Raw genomic sequence first — 18,157 nt, 5'->3', positions numbered from 1 at the left:
CCCGATCAACCGTCGCGCAGTTCGTCAGCCGTCCGTCAGCGACCGCTCCGACACGTGAGGCGCAGAGTCCGCATCCTCACTGGCTGCCAACGAGGCGAGTAGCTGCATCCGTTCCGCGGACGGCGATCCCGGCTCCGCGGTGTAGATCGTGAGTGTCAACCCTGGCTCGGCGGCCATCTCCAAACCTTCGAAGGCAAGCGTCAGCTCGCCCACGGCGGAGTGGTGAAAAGTCTTGAATCCGGTGCCGTGATGGCGGACGTCGTGCGCGCCCCACCGACGCCGGAATTCCTCACTCCGAGTGCTGAGTTCACCGATCAGATCGTGCAATTCCTTGTTGTGAGGATCTCGCCCGGCCTCGGTTCGCAGAATCGAGACGGTCACCTCGGCAAACGCGTTCCAGTCCGGATAAAACTCGAAAGCCCTATCGTCGAGGAACGTGAAGCGCGCGATGTTCGGGGGCTGCCCCGGCATGTCGTACAGGTCCTTGTAAAACGCTCGCGCGAGTGGGTTGACCGCAAGAAGATCCATGCGACCGTTCCGCACGAAAGCGGGTCCTGCGGTGACTGCATCGAGCGCCCACTGCAGGCTCTGATGGGGCTTCCAGCCCTTCGCATTTCGCCGACGCGGGGGCCTGGCTACCGGGCTTGCCGCGTGCGCGAGATCAAAAAGGTGGGCGCGCTCGGCGCCGTCGAGTCGTAAGGCCTTCGCGATACTGTCGAGTACACCCGGCGATGCGCCGCTGATCGCTCCGCGCTCGAGCCTCGTGTAGTACTCGACGCTCACGCCGGCGAGGGTTGCCACTTCACTTCGACGTAGACCTTCCACGCGGCGGTTCGATCCGGCCGGAAGTCCAACTTGTTCGGGCGTGACTCGGGCGCGCCGCGAGGTCAGGAATTCGCGTACTTGCGCTCGATCGTCCATGCCATCGAGCGTAAGTCAGTGACCGGTAGCGAGGGAGTCCCTCGCAGTACCACTATCGCGCGGGACTCCCGCACGCCGCCGAATCGTGATCAGGTTGAAGTGACACGAGAAAACCGATGGTGAGGAGCCACGTCATGCGCGCTGTCGTCATGCATGCCCCCGGCGACGTCCGGGTCGAAGAGATCGAAGCGCCGGTGATCGTCGAACCGACCGACGCGATCATTCGCGTTACAGCCACCTGCGTCTGCGGTTCCGACCTCTGGCCGTACCGCGGCATCGAAGAGCTGAATGGCCCGACGCCGATGGGACACGAATACGTGGGCGTCGTCGAACAGGTCGGCCCCGACGTCAACGACATCGAAGTTGGGGACTTCGTCGTGGGCTCGTTCGTCGCGTCGGACAACACCTGCGAAATCTGCGAGGCCGGCTTTCAGTCTCGCTGTATCCACCAGGTCATGATGGGCTCGGTCGGCACCCAATCCGAATACGCTCGCATCCCGCTCGCGGACGGCACCCTCGTCCCTGTCCACGGAGAGCCGACCGAGCGGCAGGCCCGCAGCCTCCTTGCAGCCTCCGACGTACTCGGCACCGGTTGGTTCGCCGCCGTAGCTGCGGAAGCCGGACCTGGCAAAACGGTCGCCGTCGTCGGCGACGGCGCAGTCGGACTTTTGGCGATCCTCGCTGCCAGACAACTCGGCGCCGAGCGGCTCATTGCCATGTCACGTCACGCCGACCGGCAGGCACTCGCCACACAATTCGGCGCCACCGACATCGTCGAAGAGCGGGGCGACGCGGGCATCGCGAAGATCAAGGAACTCACCGGCGGCTACGGCGCCCACTCGACCGTCGAAGCCGTAGGCACCCAAGAATCGATGATGCAGGCTATCGGAGCTACCCGCCCCGGCGGACATGTCGGCTACGTCGGGGTATCCCACGGCGTCGAACTCGACGGCATGAACCTGTTCTTCGCGACGGTGAGCCTGCTCGGCGGTCCCGCGCCGGTCAGGCGATTCCTACCCGAACTGATCGAGCTCATCATGACCGACCAGATCGACCCAGGCATCGTCTTCGACCTCACTCTCCCGTTGGAGGACGCCGCCGCCGGCTACCGGGCGATGGACGAGCGGCGCGCCACCAAAGTGCTACTCACCCTCTGACCGATACCAAAGGCTCACGAGTCAGAACTGGGCTCTACACGCCGATCGAGGAACGTCTCGGCTACCAACGAGAGGCGCTCTTGGTTTACCGAGCAGCATGTTCACTGATCACAGCGAATGCGTTTGACGCCGAAGGTGAGGATGGGCACTTCGATTGGTGCGCAGCTGCTTTGATCGTAGAGGATGCTACGCGACTGATATGCACCCCCACCAGCGGAAACCGATTGTACGAGTGAATGTTTCAATGAGAGCGACTCGGCGCTACTTTGTAGCAACGAAACTCGTCTCTACCTACGGTTGCGTACTGAATTCCTTGTGGGGCAGGCTTTCTTGTGTACTGCTGACGAGCCGTACCTGCTGACGAATCGTATCTGCTGACGAACCGTATCTGCTGACGAACCGTATTGCTGACGAACCAAGGTCGGAGAACAATGGGTCACTACAAAAGCAACGTGCGTGATATCGAGTTCAATCTGTTCGAGGTACTCGGGATCGGCGAACTGCTGGATGCCGGCGCTTACGGGGACCTCGACACCGACACTGTGCGCAACATTCTTGCGGAAGTATCGAGGCTGGCAGAAGGCCCGGTCGCCGCGTCCTTCGCCGACGCGGATCGAAACCCTGTCGAATTCGACGCACCCAATCACGCCGTTGTGGTCCCGGAACCTCTACGCAAGACGGTCGAGGCGGTGAACGAGGCCGGTTGGTCGCGACTCGGCCTACCAGAAGGCATGGGTGGTGTTCCTGCTCCGGCGCCGTTGGTCTGGGCGATCGGCGAAATGTTGGTCGCGGCAAACGGATCCGCAAGCTTTTTCAACATGGGTCCACTGATGGCGAGCGTGCTCTACAGCATCGGCAACGAACAGCAAAAGCACTGGGCCAAAGAGGGGTTCGAGCGGGGCTGGGCCGGAACGATGGTGCTGACGGAACCCGATGCCGGCTCAGACGTGGGCGCAGGCCGAACGAAGGCGATCGAGCAGGACGACGGCACCTGGCACATCGAGGGCGTCAAGCGGTTCATCTCCGGCGGTGACGTCGGAGACACGGCCGAGAACCTCTTCCACTTGGTGCTTGCCCGACCCGAAGGCGCCGGTCCAGGAACCAAAGGATTGAGCCTGTTCTACGTTCCGAAGACCCATTTCAACTCGGACACACTTGAACTGGGAGAGCGCAACGGCGTCTACGTCACCGGCGTCGAACACAAGATGGGCCTCAAGTCGTCCCCGACCTGCGAACTCACCTTCGGTGCGACGGACGTTCCTGCCGTCGGCTGGCTCGTAGGTGACGTGCACAACGGTATCGCCCAGATGTTCCAGGTCATCGAGAACGCTCGAATGATGGTGGGTACCAAGGCTACCGGAACACTGTCCACCGGCTATCTCAACGCCCTCCAGTACGCAAAAGAACGAATTCAAGGCGCAGACCTCACCGAACTGACAAACAAGACCGCACCCCGTGTGGCCATTACGCATCACCCCGACGTCCGACGCAGCCTGGCGATGCAGAAGGCCTACGCCGAAGGCCTCCGAGCGGTCTACCTCTATACCGCTGCACACCAGAATGCCGATGTCGCCGAGTTGGTTTCGGGGGCGGATGCCGAATTGGCGGCGCGGGTCAACGATCTGCTGCTGCCGATCGTCAAGGGCGTCGGCTCCGAGAAGGCCTACGAACTGCTCACCGAGAGCCTGCAGACCCTGGGCGGCTCCGGTTATCTTCAGGACTACCCCATCGAGCAGTACATCCGCGATGCCAAGATCGACACCCTGTACGAGGGCACCACGGCAATCCAGGCGCAGGACTTCTTCTTTCGAAAGATCGCACGCGACCGCGGCGTTGCGCTCGCTCACGTAGCCGGTCGCATACGAGAGTTCATCGACAGTGAGGCCGGGAACGGTCGACTCAAGGCCGAGCGAGTCCTACTCGAGACCGCCTTGACCGACGTGCAGGAGATGGCCGGGACGCTCACCGGGTATCTGATGGCTTCCCAGGACCAACCCTCCGAGTTGTACAAGATAGGCCTCGGCTCGGTGCGCTTTCTGTACGCGGTAGGCGACCTGCTCATCGGATGGCGCCTGTTGGTGCAAGCGGAAGTCGCGTTGGCAGCCTTGGACCGTGACGCGTCGGCAAAGGACCGGTCGTTCTATCGGGGCAAGGTGGTGATCGCGTCGTACTTCGCCAAGAACATCCTGCCCGTCCTGGCGTCGACCAAAGAAATCCTCGGTTCCCTCGACAACGAGATCATGGAACTCGAGGAAGACGCATTCTGACAACGTGCCACAGTGAAGGCATGTATCTGCCCGACATCGAGTACGTAGGGGTCTGGAGCTTTCCGATCATGGGGCCGGATGCACTAGACGACGCTCCCGCCAACGTCGTCGAGGCGTGCCAGGCTGTCGGCAAGGATCTGCAATGCCGCTGGCACGGCCCTGATACGTACATGCAGAACTGCGTGTGGACGGTCTCGTTGCTCGATGACGGCCACTGCCACCTCGCGCTCGACGCTGGACCACGGCCGAAGCACAAGAGTGCAGGAACCAGCCCGTTGAGGGGCTTCGGGTTTGGCGGGCCGCACACCGAACAGCCTGTACAGGAGTTGACGGCCCTGATCGCCGGCGAAGTCCAGGACGAGCTGGCCGGCGGATTTCCCTTTGTGCACTGGCCCATCGAGAAGGACCGATTCTTGATGCCGACATTGCGTGCCGGACGCGCGGTATGGGTGGTTCGCAGCACTGATCGCATTGTCTCCGAGATCGGCGAACTCTGCCCGAGATGAGAATGCTTGCTGCGTGATTCAACCGTGGTCGTGAACCGGCGACGGAATCTTGTTGGAACGATAAGAGTCTGCGCTCCTGTTCGGCCGCCAGAGACGCCAGTGCTTCGCGGACAGCCGGAACGGGAGATGGTCTTGTAGGTGACGAGCACCGGACGACAACCGTTCGTCTGCAGGCAGGTTGAGCCACAGGGACAGTGAGGATGTCGCGTTGCCGAGGGTTGCGCGTATGCCTGACTCGCCGAGAATCCGGCCGTATCCATCCACGGCAAAACGGCCGAACGCGTCGGGGGTGATGTCGGGGTACGGCGCGCGGGTGTTGGGGTCGATCAGGCGTACGGGCGCGCTGCAGGTCAGCGCCGCCACAGAACGTCCGTGGGTTGTGACCGCATCGCAACCAACGAGGGCATCGAGCGCTTCGTTGACAGAACCAGGTGGGACGTTCCATTCGGTATGGGTTTGCGCTTTGTAGCGGGGCCCACCGAAGAGCTCGGTAGCGAACGATGACAACTGCGCGGTCGGCTCGGATGGCCCCCTCTGGTAGATCTCGAACGTCCACGACGGCAACGACACTGGTTCGGTGCAGGATTCCAGGAATGTCTGCAGCCGCTGAAATGCAACATCGGGACGCTTGACTCGAAGCGAGTGTGCACCACCGGCGGACCCGGGCAACCCGTCGTATGTCACTACCTCGGGCAATGCGGCTTCCGGTGTCCGCGCCGTCACAGGTTAGCCAATCGCGAAAGCACTACCCCGGCTGGTTTCTCCGTCGCGTGGCGATAGCCAGTACCGGCCCACAGGTGCATTCGCTCGGGATCTGCCTGCGCAACAGCGGCTTTGCGCATCGGGTTGGTCAGGTGATGGATGGCCGGGTACCCGATGGGCGCTTGTGCGTCGTAGCGATCGATGAACTCGTTCCGAAGCGCCCGTGCAGGACGTCCCGTGAAAGCTCTTGTGACGACCGTGTTCCCGCGGGACGTGTCGGCCAGAGCTGCCTTGTGCGGAGCCGAGGCACCACTCTCCTCGGTGCGCAGCAGTACGGTACCGACCACTGCCGCGTCCGCTCCGGCACGTAAGGCTGCAGCGACGTCGGCGGAGGTCGCCAGTCCACCGGCCGCCAATAGCGGAACAGAGGTGCGATGACGGATTTGTGCGATCAGTTCGGTGATCGGTGTTTCTGCCGGAACCTGCAGGGGAGTGAGCGTTCCGGAGTGGCCGCCGGCAGCCGACGATTGCACCACAAGCAGATCGGCACCGGCGTCGACGGCAAGGAGCGCCTCTGCCTCCGAAGTCACAGTGAGGACGACAAGTGAACCGGCAGCGCGCAGCGCCTTGATGACGCCGGGTGCGGGAAAGCCGAAGGTGAAGCTGACCACCGGAACCGGGCTGGCCAGGAGCAGATCGATCTTGTCCTCGAAGTAGTCGTCGTCTTCGACCGGCTCACCGTCAGCCAGTGTGATGCCATAGCGATCCGCCTCGACCTGAATCGCCCTGGTATAGGCACGGTAGGCATCGACGTCGACAGGCACCGGGTTGGGTGCAAAGACGTTGACACCGAACGACACTCCCTCGGCGCGCACGGCGTCGATCTGGTCGGACAGAGCCTGAGGCGTCTTGTACCCGGCGGCGAGGAATCCGAGACCGCCTGCGCGAGAGGCAGCAGCAACAAGTGCCGGTGTGGAAGCGCCGCCGGCCATGGGGGCTGCGATGACAGGGACCTTCAGGTCGAGATCGGTTGTGAGTGCGCTCATTCGAACATCTCCAGTCCTACGTCGGGTAGTGCTCCGGCGGTTTCGTCATCTGACATCAAAAACTACCTCCTCAGTCGAGGTGGCCGTCCGAGGGTCCGCATCGAGATCGGAAGGGAATCGGAACCGCAAAACCGCGGCGGCCACTGCTGCGCCCAGAACGACGGCCGCACCCAACAGCAGAGCGTCGCGATACCCGTCTCGCAGCAACGGAGTGACAACGAGTGGGCCGAGAATCTGACCGACGCTGTATCCAGCGGTCAGCAACGCCACGGCGCGTGGGAACTGCAGGTGCGCGCCGATTGCCAACACAATTGACCCGATACCAAGGAAGGTGACACCGAACAGAAAAGCTGAAATCAGTGCGGGGCCGACGCCTCCGATCACAGCAGGAAGCGCTATGCCCACCGCCTGAATCAACAGGGCAACGAGAAGCAGAGTCGGCCTCGACCAACGCAGGCTGAGCCAAGCCCACAGGGCGCACGAGGGAAATGCGGCCAGACCGACCACTATCCAAGCGCCGCTGCCCACCCATTCTGGAGCGGCGAGATCGATTGCGGCAACAAGGAACGTGCCCGCGATGATGTAGCCGATGCCTTCCAGGAAATAACTGATGAACAAGGCAGTGAACCCGCGTTGGGGAGTGGGAGTTCCCGGCGCGTCCGGTGTGATGGCCGGACGCGGTTCCGGCGTCAATCCCCAGGCTGCGACCGCACACACCACTGCAAGGGCCGCAGATGCCAGCCAGGCTGTACTCCAGGTACCGATGAAGCGGACGACCAACACGAGGACCCCGGACAGGGCGATACCCAACCCAACTCCGCCGAATCCCCATCCGGCCAGAAATTGGGATTGCCCCCGAAGGTGCGCGTGCAAAGCGCTGACGGCGATCATGAAGACGAGGGCACTGGCAATGCCTGCGACGAGCCGCAGGGCGAACCAGATGGATCCGTCGTGGGTAGTGGGCATGAGCGCCAAAGTCGCGATGAGGACCACCAACGACGTACGCATCACCGCTGCCGAGCGCACCACGCCGGGAATGAGGATTCCCGCGAGCGCGCCGATCAGGTACCCGACGTAGTTGGCCGTCGCCAGGGTGGCGCCGAGCGAGGCGGACAGACCGGACTGCGTGTGCATCAACGGCAGAATCGGTGTGTAGACGAATCGACCGATTCCCATGCTCGCCGCCAGCGCAGCGGCAGCTTGGACAGCGTGCGCTCGCGGGGAGACGCCGTTGTGGATTGTGGTCATGGTCTTATCGTGTGCCCCGGCCGCGCCGAACCGCCACGACCGCTTTGCTCCTGACTGATAGGCACAACCTCCCACCGCACGTAGCATGAAGGATCGTGGAGCTGCGTCAGCTGAGATATTTCGAGGTCGTCGCCGAGGAATTGCACTTCGGCCGAGCCGCGGCGCGGCTACTGATAGCCGGGCCGTCATTGTCGCAGCAGATCATGGCACTCGAGCGCGACCTCGGCGTCAAGCTGTTCGTCCGCGACCGCCGTTCCGTCGCTCTGACGCCAGCCGGCGCGGCCTTGCTCCCTGATGTCCGTGCGCTACTCGAGAGTGCCGAGAATCTGCGACGCCGCGCGGAGCGTCTGTCCGGAGCGGAGCCCGTCCGGATCGGCTACGTCAATTGGCTCCCCACGGATCTGATCGCGCGCACTTCAGGGGTCGCGCAACTGCACGTCGACGCCTGGGTGGTGCCTTCGCACGCGCAGGCCGCGCGGGTAGCGGACGGCAGCCTCGACCTGGCGATCGCCTGGGTGCGGAAAACCGATGTCGCCCAACATGCTCTGAGCGCAAGACTGCTCGGTGCGGATCGGCTGTACGCGGTCTCCACCGGAGAGGACACCACACCGGTGCGGGCACGCGACGTCGTCGTGCTCGTCGACGACGACACCACCTCCTGGTATTCGTGGAACGTCTACGCCGAAGAATTCGCTCGCGATACCGGCGCACAGATCATGCGCATCAACGACGGTGGTATCACCGGCCCGGCATTCTTCGATCACGTCCGTGCCGTCGGCCGTCCGGTCGTCAACTCGCCCAAAGGGCAGACCATCACGCTGCCGAGCGATCTCACGGCACGCCCGATGATCGACCCGGCGACAATCTGGACGTGGTCACTCCTGTGTCGTGAGAACGAAACGCGCCCTGCCGTTCTCGCGGCCGTCGACGCTCTCACCCGCGGCGTCACTGATCTCGGAATCCACGAGGACGGGAGATGGCTACCCATGGACGATCCTTACCGGAGGACTCGATGACACGACGCGCTATTCGAGTTTTCTGGGGACGACGGCCGGAATCGGTGCAGGCCGTGGCCTCCCGGTGGCGTCGGACGTTGGAGCAAGTCGAATTCCTGTTGCCCGAGGTGGTCGACGGGTCGTGGCAACAGATCCATTCCGCTGGACCTGCTACTGCCGTGACCGTCGACCAGTTGGCACAGGCCCTCGAGAACGCGCAGGCCGCCGAAGACTGGTCGGATCGTCTGGGAATCGGATTGAGGCTCGTAGCCAGTGGAGGGTCCGAATGGGGGCTCGAACTCTCCGGCTTGGCGGGCGGCGAACCGGAAATCGTCCTACAGTCGATGATTCTCGCTGTCAGCGCGCCGGACGCCGCCGAAGTTCCTGAGACAGAACTACTTCGGATGCTCGCCGCGGTGTGGGAACCGGACTTCGGAGACGTCACCGACGACAACATCCTCGATGCTCTCGAAGACGAGTCCGACTATCGCGTCGGAGATCCCGTGATCGGCCGCTTCGGCTACCTCTCGGCCGCTCGCGCTGACGCGATCCCGGATGACCTGGCCGTAGACGTTACCGCGTTACCCGGCGGCGTGTTGCTGCAGATCAGGGCCGGCGATGGGGTCGTTTTGGCTTACGAGCGCCTGCGCGAGACCGGCGCACTCGATCCGCTTCCACGTCCACTGGACCGCGCAGTCTTCTGAAGGCGGTTACCGTTCGTCGAGTTTGGGTAGCCCGGGCGTCGGAACGAAGTCTCGCCTCGGCACTACCGCCGAAAAATGAACCGAAAGGCCCACCGCATGGTTGACGTCACCCGCAAATTCACCGCCGAGGTACCGATCGAAAAGGCTGCGGCGTTTCTCCGCGACTTCGCCAATGCGCCGACGTGGGATCCGGGCACCGAGAGTTGCACGCAGATCTCCGACGGTCCTGTCGGCGTCGGAACCCAATGGCACAACGTGTCGAAGCTGTTCGGCGTCACCACGGAACTGACGTACACGCTGGTGACCGACGAGCTGAATCACGTTGTTCTCGAAGGAAAGAACAAGACTGCCACCAGTACCGACGACATCACCTTGACTTCGGTGGGTCCGAACTCGACCGAGATCGAATATCACGCGAACGTCGAGTTCAACGGTGCCGCCAAGATTGCGTCGCCTCTCCTGAAGGCGGGATTCGAAGCCAAAGTGGCACCGGAGACGGTGAAGAAGATGACGGAAGCCCTCGAAGCGCTCTGACCGTCCGTCAGGTTCTTCTCACTATGGGTTGCCGCCGCTCGCGCCACCGTTGCGAGCTTCGATGGCGTCGATGGACTTCGTGAACGACTTTCCCAGCACTTGGGTGCCGACGAGTCCGAGTACCGACGCCAGGAGCTTTCCCTTGAGGTTCTTGCCGTCCCGGACCACGACGGCGTCGACATCGGTCAGACCCGTCGGTTGCCGGGTCAGCGTGTAGGTATGGCTCGACGCCCCGCCCCACAGGTTGGAGTCGGTGGTTGTCATCACGACGCGGTGCGGGTCGGTCCAGTCGTAGTGCAGACGCTCCCAAATACCACTGGAGCCCTCGGTGACATCAGCATCGTGGGGTCCTTGTTGGTGCACTTTCAGGTAGCTGTCCGCACTGCGGCCGAAGATTTCCTCACGGCCCGGGCCGAAGTCGGTCAGGCCGGCAAGGACCTGTTCGGGCGTCGCAGTGGTCGTCTTGTGAAGATGGATCGTGGTCATGGCGCCTTCTTTCAACTGTGGATGATCCGGTGCTGAAAAAGCCGGGAAGTGACTCATCCAGCACACCACTCACACGAAATGAATGAAAGAGAATTGCTCGCCCTGTCTCGATCCGCTGTCTCGATCCGCTATTCGACGCCGCGCCGGCTGGCAGTGATTGCGCCGTGCGGCCTGTAGCCGCTCCCCGTCCGGGTATGGGTCTCGATCACGTCGAAACCCGCTGTGACCAGCACCTCGGCAAGTTCGGTCACCGGCCATCGATAACCAGTCGTCGCGGCATGATCAAAAGGCTCTACCGTTGTGCCTTCGAAGAAGCCCACCAGCAACCCACCACCTGGGCGGATCACGCGCGCGAATTCAGCGAGCGGTGCCTCGATATCTTGCGGGTGATGGTGAATGAGCGAGTACCAGGACAGCACGCCGCCCAGTGAATTCGTTTTCGCGTCCAATGCCTCGAAGCCCCCGACCTCGAAGGAAAGATCCGGGTATCGGGTGCGGGCTCGTTCGACGAACTCGGGCACGAGATCGATCCCGCTCACAGCCAGCCCGCTCTGGGCCAGGAAGTCTGTCCACTGCCCCGGCCCGCACCCGGCGTCGAGCACGGGGCCGGTCAAAGTGGCAGCCCAGCTGGTCACCAGGGCCCGATCAGATACGTGCGTCGAATCCATCGAGCCGAAGAGGTCCGTGTACTCCTGGGATCTGGCCGAATACGACTCTCGGACTACGTCGCGGCGCGTTGCACTCGAATTCTCCACGCCGTCAATGATTATCGATGTGCACCATTCCTTCGCCACAACTCGCCGAACCGAAGGTTCATACTCTGTTGAAGGCCTACGGTCACGTCCGGAAACTGAGGTCATATGGTGGAAGAGAAAGAACTGGCGGCGAAGATCCGCGAACTACTCAGTGCCCGATCGGCCGAGTCGAGCATCTGCCCCTCCGACGTGGCCCGCGCAGCGGCACCCGACAATTGGCGTCCGCTGATGGAACCCGTCCGAGAGGCTGCCCGCCACATGGTGGCCCACGGCGAAGTGCAGATCACCCAGGGCGGCGAAGTCGTCGACCCGGAATCCGTACGAGGTCCGATCAGGATTCGGTGGGCTCGTTGATCAACCGCATGACTGCTGGCGGCACTGCTCTCGCAGCGTGAATCAGCGGAAACGGTCCAGATGCTCACGCAGGAACGCATCCAGGCTTCGTGGCTCACGCCCCAGGACACGTGCCACCGTGTCGGTGGGTGACTCCGGGCGCGAGACGGCAAGTTGCTGGATCTCCAGAATGTGCTCGGCCAGCCACGGAGGCATGTGGGCATGATCGACGAGGTTTTGCCGAAGTTCGTGCGGTGGCAGGTCGATATATTGGACGGGGCGATCGAGCATGCGGGTCAGAGAATCGGCGATGCCGCCGTAGCCGACTGCCTCGCTGCCCGTCAGGACGTAGGTACCGCCGGCGAGGTCGGCGCGTGTGAGCACGGCCGCGGCGACGTCACCGATATCTCGGCAGTCGATCCAGTTGCACGGCGCGTCCCGCATCGCGCCCAGAATCACCCCTTGCGCAGCCACCGCCGGAGCCAGGAGCAACAGATTCTGCATGAACGCATAGGGGCGGAGCAGAGTGTGGCGGATCCCGGATGCGCGCAGGTGTTCACCGACAGCGTGGTGGCCGCGGGAGAGAGCGATGGGGGAGTCGGCCGCGGCGGCGGGGTCGGAGATCTTGACGATGTGTTCGACGCCGCTCTCGGCGGCTATGTCGATCACACGCGTTTCGAGCTCGACCTGTTCGAGTCCGTTGGCCATGGCGAGGAAAAGCTGTTCGGCCCCTTTGAAAGCCGTCCGTAGCGAAGTTGGGTCTGCGGCATCGGCCGGCACTACTTCGACCGAACCGTCGGCCAAGTCGCCGAGGTGGGCGCTCAGCCTGTCCGGGTCGCGGGACAGCGCTCGGCTCGGCACACCCGAGGATGCGAGACTGTGTAGCAACGCGCCGCCTGTGGTTCCGGACGCTCCCATGATGACGATCATCGTGTTCCTTTCGGTCTTCCCCGGGAAGCCGGGGATCGTTGACATGTGTTGTCTGTCAGGGATTCTGACGGCGCCATCGCCAGCTGACGATGACGGCAGCGACAGCGGCAGATATCGGTAGATCGAGTTGCAGGCGAGCAAGCCAAGCAGTGTCGACCACGCTCGTGTGAGCTGGTAGCCAACGGGAGGCGAACCACCCGACGAGACCAGCAATCACAGCGGCTCCGACGGCAAGAATTGCCGCCACCATGATGCGAGGCAGGGCCGTGGTCCACGGCCGTGACCTCCCGCGACGCAGCAGCCAGGAGCCGATCAGCAACGCCACCACTGCCGACGTGCCCGCGATGGACGTAAATGCCGCCATCGTGAGGCCCGATTGGCCGGATGCGACTCCGCCCGCACCCGCCATCAGCGCAGGGGCAAGGTAGGCGACCAGCACCTCTCTCCACAGGATGAAAGTTCGTGCGCCGCGACGATCGGCAACCGGGTCGAGTCGATTGGAATCGGTTATCTCCTTTTCGTTTTCGCGACGGATCGGTGGGGTGAGTCCGGACATGAAGGAGACCAACTTTCCGATTATAATTAGGTGACTAACTATTTGGGTATGAAAAGAGAAGTCTCTGTCGAGAATTGACGACGATTCGAATCGCTACGCGAATACTTGGAATCCCAGCCGACTACTCCGCAGTCAGCGCACCGATACCGCGAACGACCCGCGAGAGCAGATCCAGAAAGACCGCTCGCTCGTCGACAGTGAGCTCGTCGACCATTTCCTCGAGACGAGCAAAGTGCTCGGGCGCCATGTCCCGTAAACGCTGAGCGCCACGAGCAGTCAGGACGACCACCGCACCACGCCCGTCCTCCGCGGACGGACGTCGAGCGACCAAACCCTCCTGCTCGAGCCCATCGACCAAGCCGGTGACCGTGGCCCGCGAGACGCCGAGATCAGCCGCCAGACGTGAGGGAGATTTCTCCCCGTCGTGGTCTTCCAGATCCGCAAGCAGTCGGTAACGGCCGGTCGACAGCCCATACCTCGCGAAGTGAACCTCGGTTGCTCGACCGAGCCGCGCGCCCGCCGAGATCAGCCGCACCGCAACCAGCACAGCCTGCGGATCGGACCCGAGGCCGTAGTGCTCCAACTGCCGCCGCGCCTGATCCAACGTGGGTGAGTCGTGATCGGTTCCGTCCACTGCCATGTAACTAATATGGCACCTAACTACATTCTGGTCAACCCTCCACCAGAGCTAGCTTCAAACGCCGAACAATACCTGCGGGGCCGCATGACAGTCCGGGTGATTGCCGGGATACGGCAGGACCTTCTCGAGGGCGAGCCCAATCGCGAAGGCCGTCTGGTCGTCGTACGGTCGCGTAACTATCTGTGTGCCCGTGGGGATTCCGTTCCGAGCGAAACCCGTGGGGATTGTCAGCACCGGGCAGCTACTCAGGATGTTGAAGGTGATGGCCGGTACAGCCTCGAGGTAGAACTCCAATTCTGTTCCAGCCACATTGATTCCGTGCCCCACGTAGTCGTCGCCGGCAAGAAAGCCCTCCGTCGCCACTGCCGGAGTGATCAACGCGTCATAGGTATCGAACAGGGATCCGATCGATGAATACAGTTCGGCTTCGATCGCGAGCCCGTCGAGGAAAGTCGCATCACCACGAGTGCGACGTGCCCATCGCGCGAATTCCTTCGCGTACTCCGTGACCTTGTCGGGGTGCGCGGACGCTTCGGCAGAGATCGAAGCACCGAACACGTGGTCGTAGTGAATGGCGGCCGCGCGCATGACGGCAGTGCGGGACAGGTCGACTTCGATGATCTCCGCGCGTGCGCCCAGAGCGGTGAGGGTATCCACCAACTTCGCCGTGTTCTCGGCGACGTCCGGATCAACCGGCCAGTCACCCAATGCGGGGATCACGGCGATACGCATTCCCGCGCACGAACGCGTTGCGAAGGTAGGTAACTGCGATGCCGGTACATGCGAGGCAATGTCAGCGGAGGTCGGTCCCGCGATGACCGACTGCAGTGTGAGGCAATCACTTACGGTGCGCGCCATCGGACCGCAGTGGCAGTAGCGATCGAGATTGAAGGGAGGATCGACCGGGACACGGCCGTGTGGTGGCTTGAACCCGACAATTCCGTTGAACGACGACGGAGTTCGGATCGATCCTGCAACATCGGAACCGGTAGCCAAGTGCGTCATCCCCGTGGCAAGTGCGACTGCCGATCCACCGGAAGACCCGCCGGAGGAGTATTTCGTGTTCCACGGATTGCGAGTGACGCCCCACAACTCGGACTGTGTGAACGCGGCCGAGGAGAATTCGGGCGCCGTCGATCGCGCGTGGACGATCGCACCGGCGTCGATGATTCGCTGCACGAAAGTGGAAGTGTGAGTGGCGATCACATCCTCATAGACCTTGGACCCTTGAGTCCAAGGTTGTCCTTGCACCGGTTCATCCTCTTTCACCACAACGGGAACACCGGCGAGCGGAAGGCTGACATCCGAGCCGCGGGCGTAGTGGCGTTCCGCTGACTTCGCTTGTGCTCGTGCAGTATCGAAGAAAGTGTGTCCCAATGCGTTCAAGGTCGGGTTGAGCGCCTCGATACGTTCGATGGTGGACTCGAGCACGTCCACCGGAGAAAGCGATTTGTCCCGGTAGCGTTCGAGCATCTCGGCCACATCCATGAATGCCGAAACGGGTGTCTGGTGCATATCTGTTGTCCTGCCTCTATAAAGGTTTGTGTGGGCGACTAGTTTGTCAGTTCGCGCTTTGCCACGACGGGACTGCGGAATGTCGCGAGCAGCATTGCCAGAGTTGCGATTCCCGCGGCTGTCCAGAAGACCGTTTCGGAACCAGAGTGGTCGTGAATGCGTCCGCCCGCGAACGCACCGAGCGCGATGCTTGCATTGAAGACTGCAACCCACAGAGCAGAAGCGGCCTCGCGGTGAACGGGAGCTGCTTGTGCAATCCATGTTTGAGTACTCACCGATGCACCACCGTAGAAGAGGCCCCAAGCCGCCATGAGCAGAGCAGCTGCGATCAAGGTGGTAGCCGAGATCGGAAACAGGGCGAGTGTGACCGCTATTCCCACGCTGAGGCTGACGACCACCGCCTTCGGGGACTTTGCAGCGGACGGCCCGGCGATGAAGTTGCCGACGACACCGAATGCACCGTAGATCAGGAGCATTGTGCCGACCTGCGAAGCGTTCAACCCCGCGAAGAACTCCAGCCCCGGACGCACATAGGTGTACGCCGCGAAATGAGCGGTGACGATGAGCGCGGTAATCGCAAATCCGACCCGGACTCCTGGCTTCCGAAAGGCCGCCACGAGACTCCCGAGCGACAAGGCCCGATCAGCTGGCATCGTGGGTAGGACAGCGATCATGGCGATCGCGATCAGCGTCGCCGCGCAGCTGAGAGTCCAGAACGCCACGCTCCATCCGGCGACTGCCCCGATATACGTCCCAGCAGGGACACCAAGAACTGAGGCAACAGCGATTCCGCTGAAGATGATCGTGGTCGCCAACCCGACGGATCTGGAACCCACCAATTTGGGTGCCAGACTAGCTGCGAGTGCCCAGACTCCACCCATGCTCACGCCTAGAAGGACGCGAGCCACAGCGAGGAAAACGAAGCTCGGAGCAAGGGCCGTGAGGGCGTTCGCCGCGGCGACTACAAGCATCAGAACGATAAGCGTCGACCGACGATCGAAGCGCCGGGTCACGATGGGCACAAACGGGGCAGTGGCCGCTGCCACCAATCCGGTAATGGCCAGTGAGAGCCCGATGGTCCCTTCACTTTCCACCAGAGCAGCACCGATCGGGGTGAGTAGCCCGACCGGCATCATCTCTGCCGCGACAACGACGAAGGTGGACGCTGCGATCAGCGCGACCGCAGCCCAGTGGTTCTCAATGGTGTGTGCGTGGGTTGAGGACGTGGACGCAGGGCTGTTCTGTGCAGATGCGGAGTGGGGCATGTAACCAGAGAAGCTCCTGCACGCCGATGGATCAACGGCGAATCGCTCATCCAACCATTAGCTCAATTCATCGATGAGCCATGATGGAGTGGTCGAATGAGTCGAAGGTCGGAGTGAAAATGTCGGAGCCTCCGATGCGTGAGATCGAGTGCTTCCTCGTTCTCGCTGAAGAACTGCACTTCGGTCGCACCGGCGAGCGGCTGTTCATCTCCCAGAGCCGAGTGAGTCAGCTGATCAGCGCGTTGGAGCGTCGTATCGGCACCAGCCTGGTGGCGCGCACCAGTCGCCGCGTGCACCTGACTGAATTCGGTGCCGATTTTCTTGCGTCGTTGGCTCCCGCGCATCGTGCGCTTGTCGGAGTAATCGAGGACGCTCAGTCAAGAGCACGGAACATGCCGGCGCCGCTTCGGGTGGGTTTCCAAGGAGCAATTTACGATTCGATCGCGGCTGCTGTCTCTCGTTTCGAAATACAACATCCGCAAACATGCGTGACCATCAAAGAATTACCCCTGGGTGATCCGTTCAGTGATGTACTCGCCGGGCGAATCGATGCGGCAGTGGCCCTTCTCCCCGTAGATGAGCCGGAACTGACAACCGGGCTCGTCTTTTCTCGACAGCCCCAGACCCTCGCCGTCTCAGTCCATCACCCGTTCAGCGAACTGAGCGTGATCGACGCCGAGCAGTTGGCGCAGATCTGCCTGGTACCCATCACCGGCCCCGCCCCCGACTATTGGCAGCGTGTGAATTCCCCGAGCACGACGCCGGGCGGAGCCACGATTCCCACGCAGGGTGGGGCGAGCACCGTTCAGGAAGGCCTGTCGCAGGTCGCATTCAGTCAGGTCGGCCTCATCCTCTGCGCTGCGACCGCTGCATACAGCCAGCGCTCGGACATCACATTCGTACCGATCAACGGATTACCCGAATCTGCTTTGGGTCTCGTGTGGCGTACCGATCTCGAAAGCCCACGACTTCGCGCTTTCGCGAAAGCGATCGAGGAAGCGCACACCTGTCCCTCCTGACGTCGATCAGTAAGTCGCGGAAGGAGTCCGGGGCATTGAGATGCATCGTGTGTGAGATGATCGCGCCATGTCTGCGATCACCGACTACTTCACCGCGCGCACGGATGAGCATGCCACCTCTGCCCTCGCGGGACTCGTCGACTTGGAACCAGAGGTGATGGAGGCGAACGCAGCTTCTCGCCCGCGGGTCCAGTTGGCTGCGAGTGGGACTCCAGTTCTGCAGGCGAAAGGCGTCGATCCAGTTGTCGCGCTCGGCCGACTGGAAGCAGCCCTCACCGCTCGCCCCTACGACGAAGTTGCAAAAGGTCCACGCTGCGGGAAACTCGTCGCGATGAGCGACGACGGCGACACCCTCGTGCTTACGGTTACCGACGAATTACGCGATGCACTAGCGGAATTGAACGCTGACGGTGTCGCCGCCGCTGCGGCGGCCTGGGCAATCGACGAGACGAGTGAACCGTCGGAGGACTCAGTGCCGTTCCTGACCGCCTTCGCCGAACTAGCGACCAGAGCTGTGGCTCAGGGCGAACGGATGTACGGCTACGTCGTCATCTGAGCTTCGCAACTCCGCCGACCTG

General features: G+C 62.5%; 20 protein-coding genes. 9 read left to right on the top strand and 11 right to left on the bottom strand.

The window, feature by feature from the left end; translation table 11 throughout:
• Positions 1-24: 24 nt before the first annotated feature.
• Positions 25-921: a helix-turn-helix transcriptional regulator gene (locus tag ABH939_RS23325; protein WP_404650209.1), complete on the bottom strand. Its 897-nt coding sequence runs from the start codon at positions 919-921 to the stop codon at positions 25-27.
• A 134-nt stretch (positions 922-1,055) separates the two neighbouring features.
• Between ABH939_RS23325 and ABH939_RS23320 the strand changes: the two genes are divergently transcribed.
• From ABH939_RS23320 to ABH939_RS23310, 3 genes are all read left to right on the top strand, one after another.
• Positions 1,056-2,078, top strand: a complete 1,023-nt coding sequence (locus ABH939_RS23320; protein ID WP_058038458.1) for a zinc-dependent alcohol dehydrogenase family protein — start codon at positions 1,056-1,058, stop codon at positions 2,076-2,078.
• Positions 2,079-2,509: 431 nt separating this feature from the next.
• On the top strand, positions 2,510-4,345 hold the full coding sequence (locus ABH939_RS23315; protein WP_404650208.1) for an acyl-CoA dehydrogenase: 1,836 nt from the start codon (positions 2,510-2,512) through the stop codon (positions 4,343-4,345).
• Between the two features lie 20 nt (positions 4,346-4,365).
• Complete coding sequence (locus ABH939_RS23310) at positions 4,366-4,851, top strand: hypothetical protein (RefSeq protein ID WP_404650207.1); 486 nt, start codon at positions 4,366-4,368, stop codon at positions 4,849-4,851.
• A gap of 18 nt (positions 4,852-4,869) precedes the next feature.
• On the opposite strand, the gene ABH939_RS23305 is transcribed toward ABH939_RS23310, so the two are convergent.
• From ABH939_RS23305 to ABH939_RS23295, 3 genes are read right to left on the bottom strand one after another with little or no spacing between them, the layout of a single operon-like run.
• Positions 4,870-5,574 carry a hypothetical protein gene (locus tag ABH939_RS23305; RefSeq protein ID WP_404650206.1) on the bottom strand — a complete coding sequence of 235 codons (705 nt, stop codon included), beginning with the start codon at positions 5,572-5,574 and terminating at the stop codon, positions 4,870-4,872.
• Entirely contained in the window at positions 5,571-6,599 is a 1,029-nt protein-coding gene (locus tag ABH939_RS23300) for an NAD(P)H-dependent flavin oxidoreductase (protein ID WP_404650205.1), read from the bottom strand. The genes ABH939_RS23305 and ABH939_RS23300 overlap by 4 nt, the downstream gene beginning before the upstream one ends.
• Positions 6,600-6,644: 45 nt before the next feature.
• Positions 6,645-7,847 carry a YbfB/YjiJ family MFS transporter gene (locus tag ABH939_RS23295; protein WP_042448243.1) on the bottom strand — a complete coding sequence of 401 codons (1,203 nt, stop codon included), beginning with the start codon at positions 7,845-7,847 and terminating at the stop codon, positions 6,645-6,647.
• A 95-nt stretch (positions 7,848-7,942) separates the two neighbouring features.
• On the opposite strand from ABH939_RS23295, the gene ABH939_RS23290 reads away from it, so the two are divergent.
• The 3 genes from ABH939_RS23290 (at position 7,943) to ABH939_RS23280 (ending at position 10,080) form a co-directional block, all read left to right on the top strand.
• A complete protein-coding gene (locus tag ABH939_RS23290; RefSeq protein ID WP_063315440.1) occupies positions 7,943-8,863 on the top strand; it encodes a LysR family transcriptional regulator in 921 nt (306 codons plus the stop codon).
• Complete coding sequence (locus ABH939_RS23285) at positions 8,860-9,546, top strand: hypothetical protein (RefSeq protein WP_341513869.1); 687 nt, start codon at positions 8,860-8,862, stop codon at positions 9,544-9,546. Before ABH939_RS23290 ends, ABH939_RS23285 begins: the two co-directional genes overlap by 4 nt.
• A 96-nt stretch (positions 9,547-9,642) precedes the next feature.
• Positions 9,643-10,080 (top strand): SRPBCC family protein, encoded by a 438-nt coding sequence (locus ABH939_RS23280; RefSeq protein WP_007735601.1) that lies wholly within the window; start codon positions 9,643-9,645, stop codon positions 10,078-10,080.
• A gap of 21 nt (positions 10,081-10,101) precedes the next feature.
• Here ABH939_RS23280 and ABH939_RS23275 read toward each other — a convergent pair whose 3' ends face one another.
• Together ABH939_RS23275 and ABH939_RS23270 are read right to left on the bottom strand one after the other, a co-directional pair.
• Positions 10,102-10,566 carry a hypothetical protein gene (locus ABH939_RS23275; protein ID WP_030537166.1) on the bottom strand — a complete coding sequence of 155 codons (465 nt, stop codon included), beginning with the start codon at positions 10,564-10,566 and terminating at the stop codon, positions 10,102-10,104.
• A gap of 128 nt (positions 10,567-10,694) precedes the next feature.
• Positions 10,695-11,321 (bottom strand): class I SAM-dependent methyltransferase, encoded by a 627-nt coding sequence (locus ABH939_RS23270; protein WP_209910478.1) that lies wholly within the window; start codon positions 11,319-11,321, stop codon positions 10,695-10,697.
• 105 nt (positions 11,322-11,426) lie between these two features.
• Here ABH939_RS23270 and ABH939_RS23265 point away from each other — a divergent pair, with 105 nt between their 5' ends.
• Positions 11,427-11,675, top strand: coding sequence for a DUF3253 domain-containing protein (locus ABH939_RS23265; protein ID WP_064443525.1), 249 nt, complete (start codon positions 11,427-11,429; stop codon positions 11,673-11,675).
• 42 nt (positions 11,676-11,717) lie between these two features.
• Here ABH939_RS23265 and ABH939_RS23260 read toward each other — a convergent pair whose 3' ends face one another.
• The 5 genes from ABH939_RS23260 to ABH939_RS23240 all read right to left on the bottom strand — a co-directional run bounded on the left by ABH939_RS23260 (position 11,718) and on the right by ABH939_RS23240 (position 16,560).
• Complete coding sequence (locus ABH939_RS23260) at positions 11,718-12,629, bottom strand: NmrA family NAD(P)-binding protein (protein WP_341513870.1); 912 nt, start codon at positions 12,627-12,629, stop codon at positions 11,718-11,720.
• Between the two features lie 10 nt (positions 12,630-12,639).
• Positions 12,640-13,140, bottom strand: a complete 501-nt coding sequence (locus tag ABH939_RS23255) for a hypothetical protein (RefSeq protein WP_341513871.1) — start codon at positions 13,138-13,140, stop codon at positions 12,640-12,642.
• A 121-nt stretch (positions 13,141-13,261) separates the two neighbouring features.
• Positions 13,262-13,780, bottom strand: a complete 519-nt coding sequence (locus ABH939_RS23250; RefSeq protein WP_003943230.1) for a MarR family winged helix-turn-helix transcriptional regulator — start codon at positions 13,778-13,780, stop codon at positions 13,262-13,264.
• A 54-nt stretch (positions 13,781-13,834) separates the two neighbouring features.
• Positions 13,835-15,295 carry an amidase gene (locus ABH939_RS23245; protein WP_341513872.1) on the bottom strand — a complete coding sequence of 487 codons (1,461 nt, stop codon included), beginning with the start codon at positions 15,293-15,295 and terminating at the stop codon, positions 13,835-13,837.
• Between the two features lie 38 nt (positions 15,296-15,333).
• Complete coding sequence (locus ABH939_RS23240) at positions 15,334-16,560, bottom strand: MFS transporter (RefSeq protein ID WP_404650203.1); 1,227 nt, start codon at positions 16,558-16,560, stop codon at positions 15,334-15,336.
• Positions 16,561-16,679: 119 nt separating this feature from the next.
• Here ABH939_RS23240 and ABH939_RS23235 point away from each other — a divergent pair, with 119 nt between their 5' ends.
• Both ABH939_RS23235 and ABH939_RS23230 read left to right on the top strand, forming a co-directional pair.
• Positions 16,680-17,579 (top strand): LysR family transcriptional regulator, encoded by a 900-nt coding sequence (locus tag ABH939_RS23235; RefSeq protein WP_058039382.1) that lies wholly within the window; start codon positions 16,680-16,682, stop codon positions 17,577-17,579.
• A gap of 67 nt (positions 17,580-17,646) precedes the next feature.
• The gene (locus ABH939_RS23230; protein ID WP_007735590.1) at positions 17,647-18,135 is read left to right on the top strand and encodes a hypothetical protein; all 489 of its coding nucleotides are present in this window, start codon (positions 17,647-17,649) and stop codon (positions 18,133-18,135) included.
• The last annotated feature ends 22 nt before the right edge of the window (positions 18,136-18,157 follow it).

Origin of the sequence: Rhodococcus sp. 27YEA6 (genome assembly GCF_044908235.1) — a bacterium.
GTDB classification, from domain to species: domain Bacteria; phylum Actinomycetota; class Actinomycetes; order Mycobacteriales; family Mycobacteriaceae; genus Rhodococcus_F; species Rhodococcus_F qingshengii.
Note: the sequence above shows the minus strand (reverse complement) of the source record. Positions and strands in the feature narration are given on the sequence as shown.